20 protein-coding genes are annotated in these 23,392 nt (G+C 62.5%); 16 read left to right on the top strand and 4 right to left on the bottom strand.

The window, feature by feature from the left end:
- Positions 1-171: 171 nt before the first annotated feature.
- The 5 genes from gshA to tauD all read left to right on the top strand — a co-directional run bounded on the left by gshA (position 172) and on the right by tauD (position 5,464).
- Positions 172-1,755 (top strand): glutamate--cysteine ligase, encoded by a 1,584-nt coding sequence (gene gshA / locus PSH81_RS01225; protein WP_305391868.1) that lies wholly within the window; start codon positions 172-174, stop codon positions 1,753-1,755.
- Between the two features lie 261 nt (positions 1,756-2,016).
- Positions 2,017-2,994, top strand: coding sequence for a taurine ABC transporter substrate-binding protein (tauA, locus tag PSH81_RS01220; RefSeq protein ID WP_192298475.1), 978 nt, complete (start codon positions 2,017-2,019; stop codon positions 2,992-2,994).
- A gap of 18 nt (positions 2,995-3,012) precedes the next feature.
- Positions 3,013-3,792, top strand: coding sequence for a taurine ABC transporter ATP-binding subunit (gene tauB / locus PSH81_RS01215; RefSeq protein WP_226456717.1), 780 nt, complete (start codon positions 3,013-3,015; stop codon positions 3,790-3,792).
- Positions 3,789-4,616, top strand: coding sequence for a taurine ABC transporter permease TauC (tauC, locus tag PSH81_RS01210; RefSeq protein ID WP_226456716.1), 828 nt, complete (start codon positions 3,789-3,791; stop codon positions 4,614-4,616). The genes tauB and tauC overlap by 4 nt, the downstream gene beginning before the upstream one ends.
- 11 nt (positions 4,617-4,627) lie before the next feature.
- The gene (gene tauD, locus PSH81_RS01205; RefSeq protein ID WP_305391867.1) at positions 4,628-5,464 is read left to right on the top strand and encodes a taurine dioxygenase; all 837 of its coding nucleotides are present in this window, start codon (positions 4,628-4,630) and stop codon (positions 5,462-5,464) included.
- 336 nt (positions 5,465-5,800) lie between these two features.
- Here the strand turns inward: tauD and mgrA are convergent, their stop codons facing one another.
- From mgrA to epsC, 4 genes are all read right to left on the bottom strand, one after another.
- Positions 5,801-6,838 (bottom strand): L-glyceraldehyde 3-phosphate reductase, encoded by a 1,038-nt coding sequence (gene mgrA / locus PSH81_RS01200; protein ID WP_192298479.1) that lies wholly within the window; start codon positions 6,836-6,838, stop codon positions 5,801-5,803.
- A gap of 108 nt (positions 6,839-6,946) precedes the next feature.
- Positions 6,947-8,275 carry an OprD family outer membrane porin gene (locus tag PSH81_RS01195; protein ID WP_305392743.1) on the bottom strand — a complete coding sequence of 443 codons (1,329 nt, stop codon included), beginning with the start codon at positions 8,273-8,275 and terminating at the stop codon, positions 6,947-6,949.
- Between the two features lie 307 nt (positions 8,276-8,582).
- Positions 8,583-10,544 (bottom strand): choline transporter BetT, encoded by a 1,962-nt coding sequence (gene betT, locus PSH81_RS01190; RefSeq protein ID WP_192298604.1) that lies wholly within the window; start codon positions 10,542-10,544, stop codon positions 8,583-8,585.
- Positions 10,545-10,939: 395 nt separating this feature from the next.
- Positions 10,940-11,866 carry a serine O-acetyltransferase EpsC gene (gene epsC / locus PSH81_RS01185; RefSeq protein ID WP_305391866.1) on the bottom strand — a complete coding sequence of 309 codons (927 nt, stop codon included), beginning with the start codon at positions 11,864-11,866 and terminating at the stop codon, positions 10,940-10,942.
- A 166-nt stretch (positions 11,867-12,032) separates the two neighbouring features.
- Here epsC and PSH81_RS01180 point away from each other — a divergent pair, with 166 nt between their 5' ends.
- The 11 genes from PSH81_RS01180 (at position 12,033) to PSH81_RS01130 (ending at position 23,357) form a co-directional block, all read left to right on the top strand.
- A complete protein-coding gene (locus PSH81_RS01180; protein WP_192298481.1) occupies positions 12,033-13,028 on the top strand; it encodes a D-cysteine desulfhydrase in 996 nt (331 codons plus the stop codon).
- Between the two features lie 281 nt (positions 13,029-13,309).
- Positions 13,310-14,104, top strand: coding sequence for a cystine ABC transporter substrate-binding protein (gene tcyJ / locus PSH81_RS01175; protein WP_207040967.1), 795 nt, complete (start codon positions 13,310-13,312; stop codon positions 14,102-14,104).
- Positions 14,104-14,769, top strand: coding sequence for a cystine ABC transporter permease (tcyL, locus tag PSH81_RS01170; protein WP_017734622.1), 666 nt, complete (start codon positions 14,104-14,106; stop codon positions 14,767-14,769). The genes tcyJ and tcyL overlap by 1 nt, the downstream gene beginning before the upstream one ends.
- A 3-nt stretch (positions 14,770-14,772) precedes the next feature.
- Positions 14,773-15,519, top strand: coding sequence for an L-cystine ABC transporter ATP-binding protein TcyN (gene tcyN, locus PSH81_RS01165; protein ID WP_305391865.1), 747 nt, complete (start codon positions 14,773-14,775; stop codon positions 15,517-15,519).
- 370 nt (positions 15,520-15,889) lie between these two features.
- On the top strand, positions 15,890-16,654 hold the full coding sequence (locus PSH81_RS01160) for a hypothetical protein (RefSeq protein WP_192298484.1): 765 nt from the start codon (positions 15,890-15,892) through the stop codon (positions 16,652-16,654).
- A 187-nt stretch (positions 16,655-16,841) separates the two neighbouring features.
- Positions 16,842-18,083, top strand: coding sequence for an SfnB family sulfur acquisition oxidoreductase (locus tag PSH81_RS01155; protein ID WP_192298485.1), 1,242 nt, complete (start codon positions 16,842-16,844; stop codon positions 18,081-18,083).
- 23 nt (positions 18,084-18,106) lie between these two features.
- Positions 18,107-19,300 (top strand): SfnB family sulfur acquisition oxidoreductase, encoded by a 1,194-nt coding sequence (locus PSH81_RS01150; RefSeq protein ID WP_305391864.1) that lies wholly within the window; start codon positions 18,107-18,109, stop codon positions 19,298-19,300.
- On the top strand, positions 19,301-20,653 hold the full coding sequence (locus PSH81_RS01145) for an LLM class flavin-dependent oxidoreductase (RefSeq protein WP_305391863.1): 1,353 nt from the start codon (positions 19,301-19,303) through the stop codon (positions 20,651-20,653).
- A gap of 142 nt (positions 20,654-20,795) precedes the next feature.
- Positions 20,796-21,611, top strand: coding sequence for a MetQ/NlpA family ABC transporter substrate-binding protein (locus tag PSH81_RS01140; protein ID WP_226456702.1), 816 nt, complete (start codon positions 20,796-20,798; stop codon positions 21,609-21,611).
- The gene (locus PSH81_RS01135) at positions 21,608-22,723 is read left to right on the top strand and encodes a methionine ABC transporter ATP-binding protein (RefSeq protein WP_226456701.1); all 1,116 of its coding nucleotides are present in this window, start codon (positions 21,608-21,610) and stop codon (positions 22,721-22,723) included. Before PSH81_RS01140 ends, PSH81_RS01135 begins: the two co-directional genes overlap by 4 nt.
- The gene (locus PSH81_RS01130; protein WP_017736886.1) at positions 22,713-23,357 is read left to right on the top strand and encodes a methionine ABC transporter permease; all 645 of its coding nucleotides are present in this window, start codon (positions 22,713-22,715) and stop codon (positions 23,355-23,357) included. The genes PSH81_RS01135 and PSH81_RS01130 overlap by 11 nt, the downstream gene beginning before the upstream one ends.
- The last annotated feature ends 35 nt before the right edge of the window (positions 23,358-23,392 follow it).

Raw genomic sequence — 23,392 nt, 5'->3', positions numbered from 1 at the left:
GCGTCGGAATTTTCTTGCTGCGCTATAGCCAAATTCATGGAGTGAAGTCGGCTTTTTCAGAGCGGGTCAAATCGACTCTAGACCAGGCGATAACGCCAGTTTTAACTTCACCCTTGTAGACCGTCTTGCCCACCCCCATATTGGGGCGACTGACGCGTGAAGGAATCCAACTTGAGCGAACTTCTCAACCGCCGCCTGGCTCTGCTCGGCAAGCGCGAACACCTCTCCCTGCTGGAGCAGTGCCTGCACGGCATCGAGCGTGAATGCCTACGCGTCACCGGCGAGGGTCGCCTGGCACAAACGCCGCACCCCGAAGCCCTGGGCGCCGCGCTGACCCATGAACAGATCACCACCGACTACTCGGAATCGCTGCTGGAGTTCATCACTCCCGCCCTGCCAGACCCGGCCGATACCCTGAGCAGCCTGGACAAGATCCACCGCTTCGCCTACACCAAGCTCGGCAGCGAATACCTGTGGAGCCCTTCGATGCCGTGCCCGTTGCCGGCCGAAGAAGACATTCCGATTGCCTACTACGGCACCTCCAATATCGGACAGCTCAAGTACGTGTATCGCAAGGGCCTGGCCCTGCGCTACGGCAAGACCATGCAGTGCATCGCCGGTATCCACTACAACTTTTCCCTGCCGGAACAGTTGTGGCCGTTGCTCAAGGAGGCTGAAGGATTTGTCGGCACCGACCGCGATTACCAGTCCACGGCCTACATCGCGCTGATCCGTAATTTCCGGCGCTACAGCTGGCTGCTGATGTACCTGTTCGGCGCGTCGCCGGCCCTGGACGCCGGTTTCCTGCGCGGTCGCTCGCACCAGCTCGAAGTGCTGGACGCCGACACCCTGTACCTGCCCTACGCCACCAGCCTGCGCATGAGCGACCTGGGTTACCAGAGCAACGCCCAGGCCGGCCTCACGCCGTGCTACAACGATTTGAACAGCTACACCGACAGCCTGCGCGAAGCGGTGGCAACGCCCTACCCGCCCTACGTCGAAATCGGCACGCACAAGGACGGTGAGTGGGTCCAGCTCAACACCAACATCCTGCAGATCGAAAACGAGTACTACTCCAACATCCGCCCAAAACGTGTGACCTACACCGGCGAGCGGCCGATCCAGGCACTGATGGCCCGTGGCATCCAGTACATCGAAGTGCGTTGCCTGGACATCAACCCGTTCCTGCCGATGGGCATCGACCTGCCGGAGTCGCGTTTCCTCGACGCATTCCTGCTGTACTGCGCGCTGAACGACAGCCCGCTGTTCGCCAGCAACGAGTGTGGCAACGCCACGTCCAACTTCCTCAGCGTGGTCAAGGAAGGTCGCCGTCCGGGCCTGCAATTGCAGCGTGAAGGTGCGCCGGTGGACATGAAGGAATGGGCCACCGAGCTGCTGGAGAAGATCGCCCCGTTGGCCGCGCTGCTGGATCAGAGCCACGGCATCAACGAGCACAGCCAGGCGTTGGACGCCCAGTTGGCGAAGGTCCAGGACCCGTCCCTGACCCCGTCGGCCCAGGTGTTGGCGGCGATGGCCGAGCGTAAAGAGAGCTTTGCGCAGTTTTCCCTGCACCAGAGCCAGGTGCATGCCGAGCATTTCCGCAGCGAACCGCTGCCGGCCGCAGAGCAAGCACACTTTGAAGAACTGGCGCGCACGTCGCTGGCACAGCAGGCAGAGCTGGAGCAGAACGAAGTGGGTGACTTTGACGTGTTTGTGGGCTCGTACCAGGCGAGCATTTTGGCGATCAGTAACTAAAGGTCGCACCCAAAACCCTGTGGGAGCCCGCTTGTGTGGGAGCGGGCTTGCTCGCGAATGCGTTGTATCAGTCGATGACTCTGTTAACTGACACTCCGTCTTCGCGAGCAAGCCCGCTCCCACATTTGGCTTGTGCCCACTCAAGATTGACGCTGCATTCTCCTCATAAGCTAATTCGAAAATGTTATTTATTTTCGGATTCTTAGATCATTTAGTCTCCTCACACGCCGATCCTCGGCCGCCTGATTGAGGAGCTTCCCCTTGAAACTATTGACCCCTCTGCGCCTGTTGGCCGCACTGTCCCTGGCCGGCGCCAGCCTGTTTGCCCAGGCGGCGGATGTGACCATCGCGTACCAAACCACCGTGGACCCGGCCAAAGTCGCCCAGGCCGACGGTGCGTACGAAAAAGCCACCAACGCCAAGATCGACTGGCGCAAGTTCGACAATGGCGCCGACATCATCGCCGCCATCGCCTCCGGCGACGTGCAGATCGGCTACCTCGGTTCCAGCCCGCTGACCGCTGCCATTACCCGCAAAGTGCCGGTGGAAACCTTCCTTGTCGCCACCCAGATTGGCGGCGCCGAAGCCCTGGTGGCGCGCAACGGTGCAGGGATCAACAGCCCACAGGACCTGATCGGCAAGAAAATCGCCGTACCCTTCGTCTCCACCGGCCACTACAGCCTGCTGGCCGCGCTGAAGCACTGGAACATCGACCCGTCGAAAGTGACCATTCTCAACCTCGCGCCACCGGCGATCATCGCCGCCTGGAAGCGTGGTGACATCGACGCCACCTACGTGTGGGACCCAGCCCTGGGCGTGGCCAAGGAAAACGGCAAGGTGCTGATCACCTCCGGCGAACTGGCCAAGTTTGGCGCACCGACCTTCGATGCCTGGATCGTGCGTAAGGATTTCGCCGCCAAGCACCCGGAAATCGTCACAGCCTTCGCCAAAGTCACTCTGGATGCCTACGCCGCCTACCGCAAAGACCCACAAGCCTGGCTCGCCGACAAAGGCAACGTCGACAAGCTGGTGAAACTCTCCGGCGCCAAGGCCAGCGACATCCCGCTGCTGCTGCAAGGCAACGTCTACCCGCTGGCGGCCGACCAGGTGACGCTGCTGGGCGCGCCGACCACCAAGGCCGTGACCGATACCGCTGCGTTCCTCAAGGAGCAAGGCAAGGTCGACGCCGTACTGCCGGACTACGCCCCGTACGTCAGCGCCAAGTTCATCACCAACTGATTCAGGGAGTTCATTGCGATGGCCTTGCTACAACTGGAGCGCATCAGCGCACAGTACCCAGGCGCCACACACCCGGTACTGTCTGACATTTCAATCGACCTGGGGCCCCAGCAATTGCTGGTGGCCCTCGGCCCGTCCGGCAGTGGCAAGACTTCGCTGTTGAACCTGATTGCCGGCTTTGTCGAACCGTCCGCCGGGCGCATCAGCCTGGATGGCGTGCCGGTCAAAGGCCCCAGCGCCGAACGCGGCGTGGTGTTCCAGGACGACGCCCTGCTGCCCTGGCAGAACGTGCTGGCCAACGTCGGCTTCGGCCTGGAGTTGGCCGGTGTGCCCAAGGCGCAACGTGAAGTGCGCGCCCGGGAAATGCTCGCGCTGGTGGACCTGGCCGGCTTTGACAGCCGCCGCATCTGGCAGCTGTCCGGCGGCCAGAAGCAGCGTGTCGGCCTGGCCCGCGCGCTCGCCGCCGACCCACGCGTGTTGCTGATGGACGAACCTTTCGGCGCCCTTGATGCGTTCACCCGCGAACAGATGCAAGAGCTGCTGCTACAGGTCTGGCGGCGCACGGCCAAGCCGGTGTTCTTGATTACCCACGACATCGAAGAAGCGGTGTTCCTCGCCACCGACCTGATCCTGCTGGCGCCCAACCCCGGCCAGATCGTCGAACGCCTGCGCCTGGACTTCGGCCAACGCTACGCCGCCGGTGAATCGGCGCGGGCGATCAAGTCCGACCCACGCTTTATCGAAACCCGCGAGCACGTGCTGGGCAAAGTGTTCTCGCAACGGCAGGTGTCCGCATGAGCAGCTACGAACTCGCCGCCAAGCCACTGGCGCAAACGGCTATCCCGCTGCGCCGCAGCTTGAGCACCCGCTGGATCAGCGTGCTGACCCTGATCGCCCTGCTCACCCTCTGGTGGGCCGTGACCGCCAGCGGCCTGATCGAACCGCTGTTCCTGCCGCCGCCGTCCGCCGTGCTGCAAAAAGGCTGGCTGCTGGCGACCAGCGGCTATATGGACTCCACCTTGTGGCAGCACCTGGGCGCGAGCCTCAGCCGTATCGGCCTGGGTCTTGGCTTCGCGGTGCTGACCGCCGTGCCGGTGGGCATTGCCATCGGCTCCAACCGTATCGCCCGGGGCATTCTCGACCCGCTGATCGAGTTCTACCGGCCGATCCCGCCACTGGCCTACCTGCCGTTGATCGTGATCTGGTGCGGCATTGGCGAGCTGTCCAAGGTGCTGCTGATTTACCTGGCGATCTTTGCCCCGATTGCCATCGCGACTGCCACCGGCGTACGCACGGTCGACCCGGCCAAGCTGCGGGCAGCGCAGTCGCTGGGCGCAACCCGTGCCCAGCTGATTCGCCACGTGATCCTGCCCAGCGCCCTGCCCGACATCCTCACCGGCGTGCGTATCGGCCTGGGTGTGGGCTGGTCCACGCTGGTCGCCGCCGAGCTGATCGCGGCCACTAGCGGCCTGGGCTTCATGGTGCAGTCGGCGGCGCAGTTTCTGGTCACCGACGTGGTGGTGCTGGGCATCCTGGTCATCGCCCTGATCGCCTTCGCCATGGAAATGGGCCTGCGTGCCCTGCAGCGTAAACTGGTGCCGTGGCATGGCCAGGCACATTGAGTGAGAACAGCATGAGCAGCCTGACCGTTACCCCATTAAGCATCGCCCTCGGCGCCCAGATCAGTGGCGTCGATATCACTCAACCGCTGAACCTCGAACAGCGCGACGCCATCGAACAGGCGTTGCTCACGCACTCGGTGCTGTTCTTCCGCGGCCAAGCCATCACCCCGCAACAGCAAGCGCGGTTCGCGGCGAATTTCGGCGACCTGCACATTCACCCGATCTACCCCAACGTGCCGGAGCAACCTGAAGTACTGATCCTCGACACCGCCGTCACCGACGTGCGCGACAACGCCGTGTGGCACACCGACGTGACCTTCCTGCCCACCCCGGCGCTCGGCGCGGTACTCAGCGCCAAGCTGCTGCCGGCGTTTGGCGGCGACACGTTATGGGCCAGTGGGATTGCGGCGTATGAGGCCCTGTCGCAACCGTTGAAGGTCTTGCTCGACGGGCTGACCGCGACCCACGACTTCACCAAATCCTTCCCGCTGGAGCGCTTTGGCAACAGCACCGAAGACCTGGCGCGCTGGGAAGAAACCCGCAAGAAGAACCCACCGCTGTCCCACCCGGTGGTGCGTACGCATCCGGTGAGCGGGCGTAAATCGTTGTTTGTCAGCGAAGGGTTCACCACTCGCATCAATGAACTGGAACCGGCGGAAAGCGAGGCGATCCTCAAACTGCTGTTCGCCCACGCCACCCGCCCGGAGTTCACCATCCGTTGGCGCTGGCAGGAAAACGACGTGGCGTTCTGGGACAACCGCGTGACCCAGCATTACGCGGTGGACGACTACCGGCCGCAACGGCGGGTAATGCACCGGGCGACGATTTTGGGCGACGTCCCGTTCTAGAAACTGGCGACGTTCAGATGTGGCAGCTGGCTTGCCTGCGATAGCGGTGGGTCAGCCAGCACTTTCATCAACTGATCCACCGCCTTCGCGGGCAAGCCCGCTCCCACACGGATCGGGTTGTACCCACGTTCTTCACAACGCTGTAAACCCAATGTGGGAGCTGGCTTGCCTGCGATAGCGGTGGGTCAGCCAGCGCTTTCATCGACTGACACGCCGCCTTCGCGGGCAAGCCCGCTCCCACGCGGATCGGGTTGTACCCGCCTTCTTCACAACGCTGTAAACCCAATGTGGGAGCTGGCTTGCTTGCCCCCACATTGACCGCGTACTGCCGGCCGCTTATTCAGCGGTGGATGGTTTTTCCCACAGGTTGATCCCGCCTTCCTGGGCAAACCGGTCGATCTCTGCCAACTCCTCAGCACTGAAGCTCAAGTTTTTCAACGCGCCGACGTTCTCGATGATCTGCTCTGGCCGGCTCGCGCCGATCAGCGCGCTGGTCACCCGTGGATCACGCAGGGTCCACGCCAGCGCCAGTTGCGCCAGGCTCTGGCCACGACCCTTGGCGATCTCATTCAACGCACGCACGTGGGCGATGTTGGCTTCGGACAAGTGCTTGGCCTGCAACGAACCACCGCCCGGACGATTCACCCGTGCATCCGCCGGTACGCCGTTGAGGTATTTGTCGGTCAGCAGGCCCTGGGCCAGCGGCGTGAATGCGATCACCCCGGCGCCGAGCTCTTCGGTGGTGTCCAGCAGGTCTTTTTCTACCCAGCGGTTGAGCAGGTTGTAGGCCGGTTGGTGAATCAACAGCGGCACTTTCCATTCTTTGAGCAAGGCAGCGATCTCGCGGGTTTTCACCCCGGAATACGAAGAGATGCCGATGTATAACGCCTTGCCTTGTTGCACGGCAGTGGCAAGGGCGCTGGCGGTTTCTTCCAGCGGGGTGTCGGCGTCAAAACGGTGGGAGTAGAAGATGTCCACGTAGTCGACGCCCAGGCGTTGCAGGCTCTGGTCCAGGCTCGCCAGGATGTATTTGCGCGAACCGCCGCCCTGGCCGTATGGGCCTGGCCACATGTCCCAACCGGCCTTGCTGGAGATGATCAGTTCGTCGCGGTAATGCTTGAAGTCTTCGCGCAGCAAACGGCCGAAGTTGATCTCGGCGCTGCCATACGGCGGGCCGTAGTTGTTGGCCAGGTCGAAGTGGTTGATCCCCAGGTCGAACGCGGTGCGCAACAGGGCGCGCTGAGTGTCGATCGGGGTGCTGTCGCCAAAGTTGTGCCACAGCCCCAGGGACAGTGCAGGCAGCACCAATCCACTGCGGCCTACGCGGCGATACGGGATAGATTCATAGCGGTTTTCGGCAGCAATGTACGTCATCGAATCCTCTCTGGGCTTAGGGCAAATAAGGCCTGGGAATAACCTTATTCCCAGGCCTTTTAACCAGCTGAATCGCTTAAGTCTGCCCTTTCGTTTTACAGCAATTTCCTACCAGAGTGGAACGACATAGCTGACATAAAAGCGGTTTTCATCCTGCACGGTGGCACCGGAAATATCCGGGCTGGCGTGGGCATTTTTCCAGGTCACACCGAGGCCCTTGAGGGTGCCTGTAGGCACTTGATACGCCACGGCAACGTCACGCTCCCATTCGCTGGTGGTGCCCTGTGCCGTGCGGATGTCATCGCCGTGGGCATAGGCGGCAGAAAAGGTCACGCCGGTGAGGCCGAGCTTGCCCAGATCGTATTTGTACTGGGCCAGCCAGGTGCGCTCACCGGCATGCTGGAATTTGTTCAACTGCAGATTGGTCAGCGCCGGCGTGTCCGCACCTGAGCCGGGACCTTGGCGGGCATCACCGCTGTTGAGGCCGGAGTCGAGGTAAGGGAAGTCGCTTTCACCGCTGTTTTTCTGGATGCCCAGGCCGACGGTATGACCGTCCAGGCTGTAGCTTTCAAGCAGGCTGGCGGTGGTCTGGTTGATACGGCCTTTGTTCACGCCATCGCCGTAGACACCACTGGCTGCATAGTCCTTGTCGCCATCGGCATTGCCGCCCACACCGAGGCTGCGGAACACACGCACATCGGTATCGAGCGCACCCACCGACAACGCATCATGGCGCTTGGCGCCCACGAAAAACTGCTGGTAGTAATCCTCGAGGTTCGAATACCACAGGCTGACCGTCGTATTCCGGATGCCGGTGTAATCGGCGCCGCCGAACAGGAAGCGCTCGCTTTCCTTGGTGCCGCCGGCGGTGATCATGCCCTGGTCGCCGGTTTCGTTGCGGATCTTGGTCTTGAAAATATCGCCGCCGGTGAAGGTGAAATCGCTGAGATCCTTGGACACCCACTGCACCCCGGTATTGGTCTGCTGGTACAGGCGGCCATCGGTGTTGGCCAGCACCGGGTTGTTGCCGTACAGCGTGCCGATGCGCAGCTCATCCTTGGCTAGGCGCATCTTGAACGTCGGGCTGAGTACGCCGAACTGGTCGGCGGACTTGCCGTTGTCCAACGGGAACATGCTGCCGGGGTAGCGGCTCTGGTGGTCCTTGTCGTTGAGGTCACCGCCGGAGTCCAGCTTCAACCCGTAGAACGCCTGCAGATCGAGGCCAAAACCCACCGGCCCGTCGGTGTAGCCCGACTTGAAGTTGAACTCGAACCCCTGCCCCCAATCGCGGATGCTGTGGGCCTTGGCGTTGCTGTTCACCACATCGCGCCCCTGCTGGTTGAGATAGCGATTGAGCAGGGTCACGTCGGCGTGGCTGTCATCGATAAAATCGGCATGGGCGGACAGCATAAAGCTCGCCATGGCGGCTCCCACCATGGGGCTCAATAACCTCTTCATTGTTACCGGTCTCCGTCACTGTTCTGAAATGAAAGCGTCAAACGCTTCACACAATTACGCAGTGGACAGATGACAGTTGCGCGTCAAAACCGGCGCGCGGCGGATGAAATTAAATTCATGAAAGCCCTGTAGATCAGGGCTTTGCGAGGTTTTTTTGTGGGAGCGGGCTTGTGTGGGAGCGGGCTTGCTCGCGAAGGCGTCGTGTCAGTCGATACCTGTGTGACTGATACACCGCTTTCGCGAGCAAGCCCGCTCCCACACAAAGCAGACTTCAACAAGCCAGCTATCAACGCACCAAGTGCAGGAACTGCAAATGCCGCTCGTACTGGTCAAGGATGTCGTTGATGATCTGCTCCTTGGTGTAGCCGACCAGATCGTAGTCCTGGCTGCCCTCGGCCAAATGCACTTCCGCCCGGTAGTAGCGGCGGTTGTTGAGCTCTTTGGAACCCATGCCGCCACGGGCAAACGACGGCGTGAAGTAGCCGCGCATCTGCACCTGGTAGATGAACGGATGCTCCTCGCCATGCCCGATTTCCAGGCTGACACTGTCGTTGGACGGGTCGGGCTGAGTCGTCACATTCAGGCCCTTCTCGACAAACACCGCCGTCACTTCTTCAATCGCCGGTCGCACCGTCGATTCAAGGAAGCGGTACACCTCATCCCGCGACGGGAAGTGCACGGCCTGGCTTAAACGCTGACGCCAACCGCCACGGCCTCTGCGCGACGCCGACACCGGCGCCAGGGAATGCAACTGCGCAATCTGCTTTTGCGATTCGAGGTAGAACGCCTTGTGCAGGCCCCACATCATCAGCAGCAGGATCAACGAGAACGGCAGCGAGGTCAGCACCACGGCTGACTTCAGCGAGTCGATGCTGCCGGCAAACAGCAGCGCACTGGTGACCAACCCGGTCATCACACCCCAGAACACCCGCAGCCACTTCGGCCCGTCTTCATCGGCGTTGCCGCCCTTGGACGACAGGGTCGACAGCACCACCGTGCCGGAGTCGGCCGAGGTAACGAAGAACACAAAGCTGATAAACACCGTGACCGCGATCACCACCTTGCTCCACGGGTAAGTTTCCAGCAGCAGATAGAGGCTCATCGACGGGTTGTCGACGGCCGACTGACCGAGCGCCGCCATGCCGTGGTTGAGCACCTGGTCGATGGCGCTGTTGCCGAAGATCGACATCCACGCCAGGGTGAAACCCAGCGGGATCAGCAGCACGCCAAACACGAATTCGCGGATAGTGCGGCCACGGGAAATCCGCGCGATAAACAGCCCTACGAACGGCGACCACGCGATCCACCAGGCCCAGTAGAACACTGTCCAACCGCCCAGCCAGTCGCTCGGCTTGTCATAGGCGTACACGTCGAAACTCTTGGTCGGCAATGCGCCCAGGTAGTCGCCGAGGTTCTGGATCAGGGTGTTGAGCAAATGCTGGGTCGGCCCGGCAAACAACACGAACAGCAGCAGCGCACAGGCCAGCAGCATGTTGATGTCGGACATCACCCGCACACCCTTGTCGACCCCCGCCACCGCGACAATGATCGCGGCGCCCATCATCAAGGTGATCAGGCCGACCTGGATCCACTGGGTGTGGGCGATGCCAAACAAGTAGTCCAGGCCCGAGTTGAGGTGCAGCACCCCAAAGCCCATGTCCGCGCCCAGGCCAAACACCGTGGCGATGATGCCGAAGCCATCCACCGCATAACCGATGGGGCCGTTGATGCGCTTGCCGATCAGCGGGTACAGCGCCGAACGCAACGCCAGCGGCAGGTTATGCCGATAGGCGAAATATGCCAGGGCCATGCCGACAAAGGCGAACACGCCCCAGCCATGCAGGCCCCAGTGCAGAAACAGGATCTGCATGGCCTGGCGCGCGGCATCGGCGTTCATTGGCGCGCCTTGGGGTGGCTGCACCAAGTGGGTCAGCGGCTCGGACACGCAGAAGAAAAACAGCGTGATGCTGATCCCGGCAGCGAACAGCATGCCGGCCCAGGACAGATAACTGAACTCGGGCTCGTCGTGGTCGGCACCGAGTTTTATCTTGCCGTAGCCCGATAACGCGGTGACCACCACGAAGACCAGATACAGGGTCATCGCCAGCATGTAGTACCAGCCAACCGTATTGGCCGCCCAGTTTTGCGCGGCCAGCAACCAGGCACCGGCCTGTTGCGGGATGGCGATGACAATCAGGCCGAACAGCAGAATGAACGTGGCGGCAAAGTAGAAGACCGGCGCATTCATACGCACCAGGCCGCTGGATGGGGTGGACGATGCACTCATGAGCGATGCACCCCGAGGGTGGGGGATGTGGCTGTATAAAACGGACTCAGCAAAGGTAAGCCTCCTGTTGTGAGCGGGCAGCGAACCACCGGATTTAACTTGAACGAGTGTTCAAGTTAAACATGGATAGGCGCTCCGGGACTAATCGCAGGGCTGAGTGGTAGGTGATTCCTACACTAGCTCAGGGAAGGCTATGACGAGCGGGGATGGCAAATCGTTCAGCAATTTGGGTGTGAAATGTGCACAAAACTGTGGGAGCTGGCTTGCCTGCGATAGCGGTGTACCAGCCAATACATTTGGCACAGACAGATCGCTATCGCAGGCAAGCCAGCTCCCACATGGGGTCCGTGTCCGACTTATTTCTGCGCACCGTCATCATGCTGCAGGTTCGCCTGGGTAATGTTCGCCCCCGCCGGCACGCTGCGCGTCAGCCACACATTACCGCCGATGGTCGAGCCCTGGCCGATGGTGATGCGCCCCAGGATCGTCGCGCCGGCGTAGATCACCACGTCATCCTCGACAATCGGGTGGCGTGGGTGGCCTTTCTGCAACTGCCCGTCTTCATCCGCCGGGAAGCGTTTGGCCCCCAGGGTCACAGCCTGGTAGATGCGCACGCGCTCGCCGATGATCGCGGTCTCGCCGATCACCACGCCGGTCCCGTGGTCGATGAAGAAACTCGGGCCGATCTGCGCGCCGGGATGGATGTCGATGCCGGTGGCCGAGTGCGCGATTTCTGCGCTGATCCGCGCCAGCAACGGCAGCCCGGCGCGGTACAGATGGTGGGCCAGGCGATGGTGAATCACCGCCAGGATGCCGGGGTAGCACAGCAGCACTTCATCTACGCTGCGCGCCGCCGGGTCGCCGTGGTAGGCGGCGAGGACATCGGTGTCCAATAGGCTGCGCAGGGAGGGCAGGGCCAGGGCGAAATCCTGGATCAGGCGGATCGCCCGCGCATCGACCTCGCGGTCATCCTGGCCGCCTTGGCGGGCGGCGTAGCGCAGTTCCAGGCGCGCCTGGCCGAGCAAGGCGTTGAGTGCGACGTCGAGGGTATGGCCGACGTAGAAATCTTCACTTTCCTCGCGCAAATCCACCGGGCCCAGGCGCATCGGGAACAGCGCCCCGCACAACGCGTCAAGAATTTGCGCCACCGCCTCGCGCGACGGCAACTCGCGCCCGCCATGCTCGCCACTCAAACGGCCATTGCGCGTTCGCCACTGGTCCCGGGCGCCGCGCAGTTGGCTGACGATGGTCTGTAATTGCCAATGACTGGAACGCTCACTCACGGTCTTCACTCCTGACGAAATGCCCATCACTTTACGGTATGCACCCTGGCCGTCATTAAGAACCAATGGTGTGATGCTAAGAACTGTCCGATATAAGCGATTGGCGGTTGCCCGATGAAAAGTGCCTGCCTATAGTCGCTTCATCCTTTATCAACCGTGCGCAGCCATGATCAAACAACAGCTCGACCGCTTTAGCCGCCTGGAACTGCTGGGCGGCGCCACCGCCCTGGAAAAACTCGAACGGCTGTCGGCCTGGTTGGGCCGCGACATCTACGTCAAGCGCGACGACACCACACCCCTGGCCATGGGCGGCAACAAGCTGCGCAAGCTCGAATACCTCGCCGCCGACGCCATCGCCCAGGGCGCCGACACCCTGGTCACCGCCGGTGCGATCCAGTCCAACCACGTGCGCCAGACCGCCGCGCTGGCCGCCAAGCTCGGCCTGGGCTGCGTCGCGCTGCTGGAAAACCCCACCGACACCAAAGACCCGAACTACCTGGGCAACGGCAACCGTCTGTTGCTGGACCTGTTCGACGCCAAAGTCGAACTGGTCGAGAACCTCGACAACGCCGACGACCAACTCAACGCCCTCGCCGACCGTCTGCGCAGCAACGGCAAGAAGCCCTACCTGGTGCCCATCGGCGGCTCCAACGCCCTCGGCGCCCTGGGTTACGTGCGCGCCGGCCTGGAACTGGCCGCGCAGATCGAAGACAGCGGGATCAGATTTGCCGCCGTGGTGCTGGCCTCCGGCAGCGCTGGCACCCACAGCGGCCTGGCGTTGGCGCTGAGCGAAGCGTTGCCGGACTTGCCAGTGGTGGGCGTCACCGTTTCGCGCACCGACGAAGCCCAGCGCCCGAAAGTCGAAGGCCTGGCCGCACGCACCGCCGAGTTGCTCGGCGTGGCGATTCCCGAGGCGTTCAAAGTGATCCTGTGGGACGAATACTTCGGCCCGCGCTACGGCGAACCGAACGCCGGCACCCTTTCGGCGGTCAAGCTATTGGCAAGCCAGGAAGGCCTGCTGCTGGACCCGGTCTACACTGGCAAGGCCATGGCCGGATTGTTGGACGGGATCGGGCGCCAGCGGTTTGAGGATGGCCCGATCATTTTCCTGCACACCGGCGGGGCGCCGGCGTTGTTTGCTTATGGCGCCGCCTTTAGCTGAAGGAACAAGGATCAAAATGTGGGAGCGGGCTTGCTCGCGAAAGCGGTGTGTCATTCAGCCTATGCGTTGACTGATGCACCGCATTGGCGAGCAAGCCCGCTCCCACATTAGAATAGCCACTTATTCCACAATAGAATATCAAACAAGATTTATATTATTTTCAAGTCTTAAAAACCCGCTCTATCATCGCGCCGCAGGCGAAGACGCGCTACGCGCTTTAAGGCAGGATACGACCACTGCGTCACCTGCTTCGCTCAACACAAAAAACACAGGGGCATTTCATGACTATTTCTGTATTCCGTCGCACGTTGTTGGTTGGCACTTTGGGCCTGGCACTCGGCGCTGGCCTGATCGGCCAAGCCGTCGCGGGTGAACAGCTGGACAACATCAAGAAGGCTGGCGAGATCAAGATCGGCCTGGAAGGCACCTACCCACCGTTCAGCTTCGTCGATGAAAGCGGCAAGCTCAGCGGCTTCGAAGTGGAGCTGTCCGAAGCCCTGGCCAAAGAGCTGGGCGTCAAGGTCAAACTGCAAGCCACGCCATGGGACGGCATCCTCGCCGCCCTGGAATCCAAGCGCCTCGACGCGGTGGTCAACCAAGTGACCATCTCCGAAGAACGCAAGAAGAAGTATGACTTCTCCAAGCCGTACACCGTCTCCGGCATTCAAGCGCTGACCCTGGCGAAAAACGTCGACACCATCAAGACCGCCGATGACCTGGCCGGCAAGAAAGTCGGTGTGGGCCTGGGCACCAATTACGAGCAATGGCTCAAGGACAATCAGCCTAAAGCCATTATCAAGACCTATAACGATGACCCGACCAAGTTCCAGGACCTGCGCATCGGCCGTACCGACGCCATCCTGATCGACCGCCTGGCCGCCCTCGAATATGCGAAGAAAGCCACCGACACCGCCGCTGCCGGCGCTGCTTTCTCGCGCCAGGAAGCCGGGGTTGCCCTGCGTAAAGGCGAGCCCGAACTGCTCGACGCGGTAAACAAGGCCCTCGACAAGCTGCGCGCCGATGGCACCTTGAAGAAGCTGTCCGAGAAGTACTTCGCCGCTGACGTCACTCAATAATGGAAGCAGGTTTCCAACTCGCGCTGGACTCCGCGCCCTTTCTGCTCAAGGGCGCGTATTACACGGTGATTCTCAGCCTCGGCGGGATGTTCTTCGGTTTGCTGCTGGGCTTCGGCCTGGCCTTGATGCGCCTGTCGCGCTTCAAGCTATTGAGCTGGACCGCCCGAGTCTACGTGTCGTTCTTTCGCGGCACGCCCTTGCTGGTGCAGCTGTTTTTGATCTACTACGGCTTGCCGCAAGTGGGCATCGAGCTGGATCCGATCCCGGCGGCCATGATCGGCTTTTCGCTGAACATGGCCGCCTACGCCTGTGAAATCCTGCGCGCCGCCATCAGCTCCATCGAGCGCGGCCAGTGGGAAGCCGCGGCCAGTATCGGCATGACCCGCGCGCAGACCCTGCGCCGGGCCATCCTGCCGCAGGCCATGCGCACGGCCTTGCCGCCGCTGGGCAACAGCTTTATTTCACTGGTCAAGGACACCGCGCTGGCCGCCACCATCCAGGTGCCCGAACTGTTCCGCCAGGCACAACTGGTGTCGGCACGCACCTTTGAAATCTTCACCATGTACCTGTCCGCCGCCCTGATCTACTGGATCCTGGCGAGCATCCTGGCGCATTTGCAAAATCGTCTGGAAGACCGGGTCAACCGGCATGACCTGGAGTCTTGACCCATGATCGTGGTTGAAAAACTGACCAAACAATTCAAGGGCCAGGTGGTACTCAACGGCATCGACCTCGAGGTCAAGGAAGGCGAAGTCATCGCCATCATCGGCCCCAGCGGTTCCGGCAAGACCACCTTCCTGCGCTGCCTGAATTTCCTCGAACAACCCACCAGCGGTCGCATCAAGGTGGGTGACATCGAGATCGACAGCAGCAAATCCATCAACCAGCAACAAGGCCTGGTGCGGCGCTTGCGCCAGCACGTGGGTTTCGTGTTCCAGAACTTCAACCTGTTCCCCCACCGCACCGCGTTGGAAAACGTCATCGAAGGCCCTACCGTGGTCAAGAAGATGCCTCGCGACGCGGCGGTTGCCCTGGGGCGCAAGCTGCTGGAACGGGTCGGCCTGGCGGGCAAGGAAGACGCCTACCCGCGGCGCCTGTCCGGCGGCCAGCAGCAGCGCGTGGCAATTGCCCGGGCGCTGGCCATGGAACCGGAGGTGATTCTGTTCGACGAACCCACTTCCGCCCTCGACCCGGAACTGGTGGGCGAAGTGCTGGCGACCATCCGCAGCCTGGCCGAAGAGAACCGCACCATGGTCATCGTCACCCACGAGATGAGCTTTGCGCGGGACGTGGCCAACCGGGTGATCTTCTTCGACAAGGGCGTGATCGTCGAGCAAGGCGAAGCCAAGGCCCTGTTCGCCAACCCCAAGGAAGAACGCACCAAACAGTTCCTGAGCAAATTCCTCGCCCACTGACACCCCGACACTCCTCTTCTGTGGCGAGGGAGCTTGCTCCCGCTGGGCTGCGAAGCGGCCCCAGGATTTTTGGGAGCGCTGCGCACTCCAGCGCGGGGCAAGCCCGCTCACTACCCACTGCGAGGCCTACAAAAAGTCCTCGCACGTGTGCCTCTTAAAATCCCCCCGCCAGTCAGACCCTTCTGAATATCTCCCTGCCCGCCGTTTAGCCTTTTGCCGCCATTGACGCTCCTTGGCCAACCCTCTTATCTAGCTCCCTGAGGATTGGATCCTATCCCGGCTATTCACTGCACCGTGCTTTTCAGCCCCCTGCACACCTGTGTGCAAAGGGCCGGAACGATTGCTGCTGGCTGCATCAAGGAGATGACTTATGACGCACACCCTGCTCACCGCGCCAACACTGCCCCAGGCCCTGGGAAACGGCATCAATGCCCTGGCCGCCGCACATTTGCAGGTCGACATTGCGCCCTACCCCGGCATGGAAGAAGGCGACCTGATCGAGCTGTTCTGGAACAACTGCTTTGCCGCCTCACGGCGCGTGACCACGTGCAAGATCGGCACGCCAACCCACTTGCGGGTGCCGGAAAGTTTCGTGCTCGATGGCCCGGCCCAGGTGCATTACCAAGTCATGCAAGTCGGCCACGCACCGGCGCGCTCGGCGGTGACGCGGGTGCGGGTCAAGACCAACTACCCCGGCGGCCTGCCCTCGCCGCTGTACAGCGACGAAAACCTCAACCTCGCCCCCGTGGGCCTGCCCGACACCATTCGCCGCTACGGCATCAACCCCAGCCAGGTGCGGCGCGGTGTTCCCCTGACCATCGAGCCGTACCTGAACATGACCCGCGGCGACGCCATCACCCTGCGCTGGGGCGATGTACGCCTGGACCTGCCCAAGCTCCAGACCAGGGACGTCGGCCAGCCCCTGCACGTGTGGGTGCCTTCGGCCGTGATTGTCGAAGCCGGCGACGACAGCCGCCTGGACATCACCTACTGCATTCTCGATCGCGTGGGCAACAATTCGCGCTGGGCGCCAACACGCACTTTGCGCATCGCCGCCGGGGCGCCAGCCCGCCCGGCCGGCACGGCGTCGATCTATCAACCACGGCCCCTTGGCTCGCCCTGCGAACCGGGGTGACAGACCTTCTATGCTTATTCCAAAAAGCGCGTTTATTTAAATATTTAACACGCTTAGGGTATATGCACCGGACCACCGGACATCTTTGATTTTTCTGTTTCCATTTCATTGAATGCGAGGTCGGTATGGTCAGAATTACCCCGGTGCATAACGCCAGGGCATTGCGTGCAGCCAAGGAGCGGCGCTGATGTCTAACTTGGCTCTAACACCCCCCCAGAGTGATCTGGACGTCGCCCCCCTGCTGTTGCCGGCCGCCGTGCTGCGCAACGATGCAGAGGCACTCAACGCCGCCCACGAGTTGGCCCAGGCGGCACGCCTGCAAGCCGCCACGCGCGATCAGCAACGCAAGCTGCCGTGGGCACAGCTCGAACAGTTCACCCGCAGTGGCCTGGGCAGTATTTCCATTCCCCGCGAATACGGCGGCCCGCAGGTGTCATTCGTGACCCTGGCCGAGGTGTTCGCGATCATCAGCGCGGCCGATCCCGCCCTCGGCCAGATCCCGCAGAACCATTTCGGCATCCTGCACCTGTTGCAGGGCGCGGCCACCGAGCGCCAGAAAAAGCAGCTATTCCAGAGCGTCCTCGACGGTTGGCGCATCGGCAATGGCGGCCCGGAACGCGGCACCAAGAACACCCTGGAACTCAAGGCGCGCATCACCGCCAAGGGCGACGGCTACGTGATCAGCGGTCAGAAGTTCTATTCCACTGGCGCACTGTTCGCTCACTGGGTGGCGATTAAGGCACTCAACGATGACGGCAAACAGGTCATGGCCTTTGTACGCCGCGGCACCGAGGGGCTGCGCATCGTGGACGATTGGTCGGGCTTCGGCCAACGCACCACCGCCAGCGGCACGGTGCTGCTCGATCACGTGCCGGTGGACGCCGAGCTGGTGGTCGACAACTGGCGCATCGGCGACACCCCGAATATCCAGGGCGCCGTGTCGCAACTGATCCAGGCCGCCATCGACGCCGGCATCGCCCGCGGCGCCCTCGACGACACCATCGCCTTCGTGCGCGAACGTTCGCGCCCGTGGATCGATGCCAAGGTCGAACGCGCCAGCGACGACCTGTATGTGATCGCCGACATCGGCAGGCTGAAGATCGAACTGCATGCCGCCGAGGCCCTGCTGCGCAAGGCCGGCCAGGTACTCGACCAGGTCAGTGCCGCGCCGATCACCGCGCAATCCGCCGCCCGTGCCTCGATTGCCGTGGCCGAAGCGAAAGTGCTGACCACCGAAGTGTCGCTGCTGGTCAGCGAGAAACTCTTCGAACTGGCCGGCAGCCGCGCGACCCTTGCCGAATTCAACCTCGACCGTCACTGGCGCAACGCCCGCGTGCATACCCTGCACGACCCGGTGCGCTGGAAGTATCACGCGGTGGGCGCCTACCGATTGAACGGCACCTTGCCGGCTCGGCATTCCTGGATCTGACCGACCAGACCTCTGGAGCAACTATGACTTTCTCTGCAAACGTCGCGGTCATTACCAGCGACGAACAAGCACTCGTGGTCGCCAGCGACCTGGCTGAAGACTTCCGTCGCGACAGCGCCCAGCGCGACCGCGAACGCCGCCTGCCCCTGCCCGAACTGGACGTGTTCTCACGCTCCGGCCTGTGGGGCATCAGCGTGCCGAAAGAATACGGCGGCGCCGGCGTGTCCAACGTCACCCTGGCCAAGGTCATCGCGCTGATCGCCCAGGCGGACGCCTCCCTCGGCCAGATCCCGCAAAACCATTTCTACGCCCTGGAAGTGCTGCGCGTGAACGGCAGCCCGGCGCAGCAACAACGCCTGTATGCCGAAGTCTTGGCCGGCCAGCGCTTCGGTAATGCCCTGGCCGAACTGGGCACCAAGACCGCCCACGACCGCGTCACCGCGCTCACCCGCGACGGCGACGGTTTTCGCATCAGCGGCCGCAAGTTCTATTCCACCGGCGCGATCTACGCCCAGCGCATCCCCACTTCGGTGGTGGATGAACACGGCGTGCAGCAACTGGCCTTTGTCCCGCGTGACAGCGAGGGCCTGACGGTGATCGACGACTGGAGCGGCTTCGGCCAACGCACCACCGGCAGCGGTTCGGTGGTGTTCGACAACGTGTGGGTCGCCGCCGCCGACGTGATTCCGTTCCAGAGCGCGTTCGAACGCCCGACCACGGTCGGCCCGCTGGCGCAGATCCTGCACGCCGCCATCGACACCGGCATCGCCCGCGCCGCATTCGAGGATGCGCTGCATTTCGTGCGCACCAAGACCCGCCCGTGGATCGATGCCGGCAACGAAAAAGCCAGCGAAGACCCCTTGACCCTGAAAAGCTTCGGCCACCTGAGCATCCGCCTGCACGCCAGCGAAGCCCTGCTGGAACGCGCAGGCGAATACCTCGACCGCGCCCAGGCCGAGAGCAACGCCCAGACCGTGGCGGCCGCCTCGATTGCCGTCGCCGAAGTGCGCGCCTTGAGCACCGAGATTTCCCTGGCCGCCGGCAGCACCCTGTTCGAACTGGCCGGCAGCCAGGCGACCCTGGCCGAGCACGGCCTCGACCGCCACTGGCGCAACGCCCGGGTGCACACGCTGCACGACCCGGTGCGCTGGAAGTACCACGCGGTGGGCAACTACTACCTCAACGATGCAAACCCGCCACTGCGGGGGACCATCTAAATGACCAAGAAAAAAATCCTCCTCAATGCCTTCAACATGAACTGCATCGGGCATATCAACCACGGCATGTGGACCCACCCACGGGACACCTCGACCCAGTACAAGACCCTCGAGTACTGGACCGAGTTGGCGCAAATCCTCGAACGCGGGTTGTTCGACGGTTTGTTCATCGCCGATATCGTCGGCGTGTACGACGTGTATCAACACTCCATCGACGTGCCGCTCAAAGAGTCGATCCAACTGCCGGTGAATGACCCCTTGCTGTTGGTCTCGGCAATGGCGGCCGTGACGAAACACCTGGGCTTCGGCCTCACCGCCAACCTCACCTACGAGCCGCCCTACCTGTTCGCCCGGCGCATGTCCACGCTGGACCACCTGAGCCGTGGCCGCGTGGGTTGGAACATCGTCACCGGCTACCTCGACAGCGCCGCCAAGGCCATGGGCCTCACCGAGCAGGTCGAGCATGACCGCCGCTACGACCAGGCCGACGAATACCTGGAAGTGCTCTACAAACTCTGGGAGGGCAGCTGGGAAGACGACGCCGTGCTCAACGATCCGCAGGCACGGGTGTATGCCCAGCCGGGCAAGGTGCACAAGGTCGAGCACCACGGCGAGTTCTATCAGGTGGACGGTTATCACCTGTGCGAGCCGTCGCCGCAACGCACGCCAGTGCTGTTCCAGGCCGGCAGTTCGGAACGTGGCTTGCTGTTCGCCGGGCGCCACGCCGAGTGTGTGTTCATCAGCGGCCAGAACAAGGCGTCGACCAAGGTCCAGGTGGACAAGGTCCGCGCCAGCGCCGTGGAAGCCGGGCGCAACCCGGACGACATCAAGGTGTTCATGGGCCTCAACGTGATCGTCGGCGCCACCGAGGAACTTGCCTGGCAGAAGCACGCCGAGTACCTCGGCTACGCCAGCGCAGAAGCCGGTGTGGCGCATTTTTCGGCGTCCACCGCGATTGATTTCTCCCAATACGCACTGGACGAACCGATCCAGTACGTGAAGAGCAACGCGATCCAGTCGGCCACCAAGAACCTGCAGAACAACGACTGGACCCGGCGCAAATTGCTCGAGCAGCACGCGTTGGGCGGACGCTATATCACCCTGGTCGGCTCGCCCGAACAGGTGGCGGATGAGCTGGAAGCGTGGATCAGCGAGACCGGGCTGGATGGCTTCAACCTGACGCGGATTGTCACGCCGGAAAGCTATGTGGACTTCATTGATCTGGTGGTGCCGGAGTTGCAGAAGCGGGGGTCGTACAAGACTGCTTATGAGACCGGCACGCTGCGCGAAAAAGTCTTCAACGCCAGCGCCAGACTTCCCCAACAGCACACCGGATCGACCTACCGACACTAACCCCTGTGGGAGCGGGCTTGCTCGCGAATGCGGTGTGTCAGTCGGCACATTCGCCAGCTGACACAGCGCATTCGCGAGCAAGCCCGCTCCCACATTTGGATCTCCATTGTTTGTACCAATACCTTATGACTGGACAATCACTATGAAAAAAACACTGCTCTCCCACCCAGTCAAAGCACTGGCCCTGGCCCTCGGTCTGTTCAGCTCGGCGGTCTTCGCCAGCGACGCACCGCTGAAAGTCGGCACCACCGCCGCCTTCGCCATCCCGCTGGAAGCCGCCGTCGCCGAAGCCGGCAAGCAAGGCCTGAAAGTCGAGCTGGTGGAGTTCACCGACTGGATCGCGCCCAACGTCAGCCTCGCCGCCGGTGACATCGACGTGAACTACTTCCAGCACATCCCGTTCCTGGAAAACGCCAAGGCCGCCGCCGGTTTTGACCTGGTGCCGTACGCGCCGGGGATCATCAACAACGTCGGCCTGTACTCGAAGCAATTCAAAAGCATCAACGACCTGCCCCAGGGCGCCAGCGTGGCCATCGCCAACGACCCGATCAACAGCGGCCGCGGCCTGCAATTGCTGGCCAAGGCGGGCTTGATCACCCTCAAGCCGGGCGTGGGCTACAAGGCCACCGAAGAAGACATCGTCAGCAACCCGAAAAAGCTCAAGATCCTGCAAGTCGAGGCGGTGCAACTGGTGCGCGCGTATGACGATGCCGACCTGGTGCAGGGCTACCCGGCGTACATCCGCCTGTCCAAGACCTTCGATGCCGAGTCGGCGCTGCTGTTCGACGGCCTCGACCACCCGGAATACGTGATCCAGTTCGTCACCCAGCCCAAGGGCACGAGCGACCCACGGGTGATCAAGTTCGTCGACATCTACCAGCACTCGCCGGTGGTGCGCGCCGCGTTGGATAAATCCCTGGGCAAGCTCTACCAGGTCGGTTGGGAAGCCAAGAAATGACCGCCGCCCACTCTCGACTGCGCGACCTGGGCACACCGCCCAGGGACGCCGAGCAGACCGAACTGCACCCGGCGCTGAACCGTGCCCATGTGCGCTTCATCAACCTGGGCAAGAGCTATGACGGCAAGGTGCATGCCTTGCAGGGTATCGACCTGGCGATCCAGCGCGGGGAAGTGTTCGGCATCATCGGCCGCAGCGGCGCGGGCAAGTCCTCGCTGATCCGCACCATCAACCGCCTGGAGCAACCCAGCAGCGGGCGGGTGCTGATCGATCAGGTGGACATCGGCGACTTCGACGAAGACCGCCTGGTGGCGCTGCGTCGGCGCATCGGCATGATCTTCCAGCACTTCAATTTGATGTCGGCCAAGACCGTGTGGCAGAACGTCGAGTTGCCGCTCAAAGTCGCCGGTGTGCCCAAGCCCCAACGCGAACAGAAGGTGCGCGAGCTGCTGGAGTTGGTGGGTTTGCAGGACAAACACAAGGCTTACCCGGCGCAGCTCTCCGGCGGGCAGAAACAGCGGGTGGGCATCGCCCGTTCGCTGGTGCACGACCCCGAGATCCTGCTGTGCGACGAAGCCACTTCGGCCCTCGACCCGGAGACCACCCAGTCGATCCTCGGCCTGCTGCGCGAGATCAATCAGCGCCTGGGCCTGACCATCGTATTGATCACCCACGAGATGGCGGTGATCCGCGAGATCTGCGACCGCGTGGTGGTGCTGGAACACGGGCATATCGTCGAGCAAGGCCCGGTGTGGCAGGTGTTCGGCGACCCGCAGCATGAGGTCAGCAAGACGCTGCTGGCGCCGCTGCAACACGGGCTGCCGCCAGAGCTGCAAGAGCGGCTGCAGGCCACGCCGGCGTCGGCCGCGGCGGCCGTGGTGCTGCGTTTGCAATTCACCGGCAGCGACACCGACGAGCCGGACCTGGCGGCACTGTTCGCTGCCCTCGGCGGGCGCGTGCGCTTGCTGCAAGGCGGCGTGGAGCGCATCCAGGGCCACGCGCTCGGGCAATTGTTGCTGGCGGTGAATGGCGCGCCCCACAGCGCCGACGAATTGCGCAACCGCGCCGCGAACTGGGCGCAACAGGTGGAGGTGCTGGGCTATGTGGTTTGATCGTTTGTTGCAGGGTGCCATCGACACCTTGCTGATGGTCGGTGTGTCGTCGTTGATCGCGCTGCTGGTGGGGATTCCGCTGGCGGTGTTCCTGGTCACCAGCGACAAGGGCGGCATCTACCAGGCGCCGGCGCTGAACCGTGTGTTGGGGGCGTTCGTCAATCTGTTCCGCTCGATTCCGTTCCTGATCCTGATGGTGGCGCTGATCCCATTCACCCGGCTGATCGTCGGCACCACTTACGGCGTGTGGGCGGCGGTCGTACCGCTGACCATCGCCGCCACGCCGTTTTTTGCGCGGATTGCCGAGGTGAGCCTGCGTGAGGTCGATCACGGCTTGATCGAAGCCGCACAGGCCATGGGCTGCCGCCGCTGGCACATCATCTGGCACGTGCTGTTGCCGGAAGCGCTGCCGGGGATTGTCGGCGGCTTCACCATTACCTTGGTGACGATGATCAATTCGTCGGCCATGGCCGGTGCAATTGGCGCGGGAGGTTTGGGTGACATTGCCTACCGCTACGGCTACCAGCGCTTTGACACGCAGATCATGCTCACGGTGATTGTGTTGCTGGTGGTGCTGGTGGCGTTCATTCAGCTGGGTGGCGATCGGTTGGCGCGGGTGCTCAACAAGCGGTGAGGTATAGTCGGGGCATTCCAGTGCCCGGTATTACC

The organism is Pseudomonas sp. FP2335, assembly GCF_030687535.1.
GTDB lineage: Bacteria > Pseudomonadota > Gammaproteobacteria > Pseudomonadales > Pseudomonadaceae > Aquipseudomonas.
The sequence above is the reverse complement of the archived record's forward strand: the minus strand, read 5'-3'. Positions and strand labels throughout refer to the sequence as shown.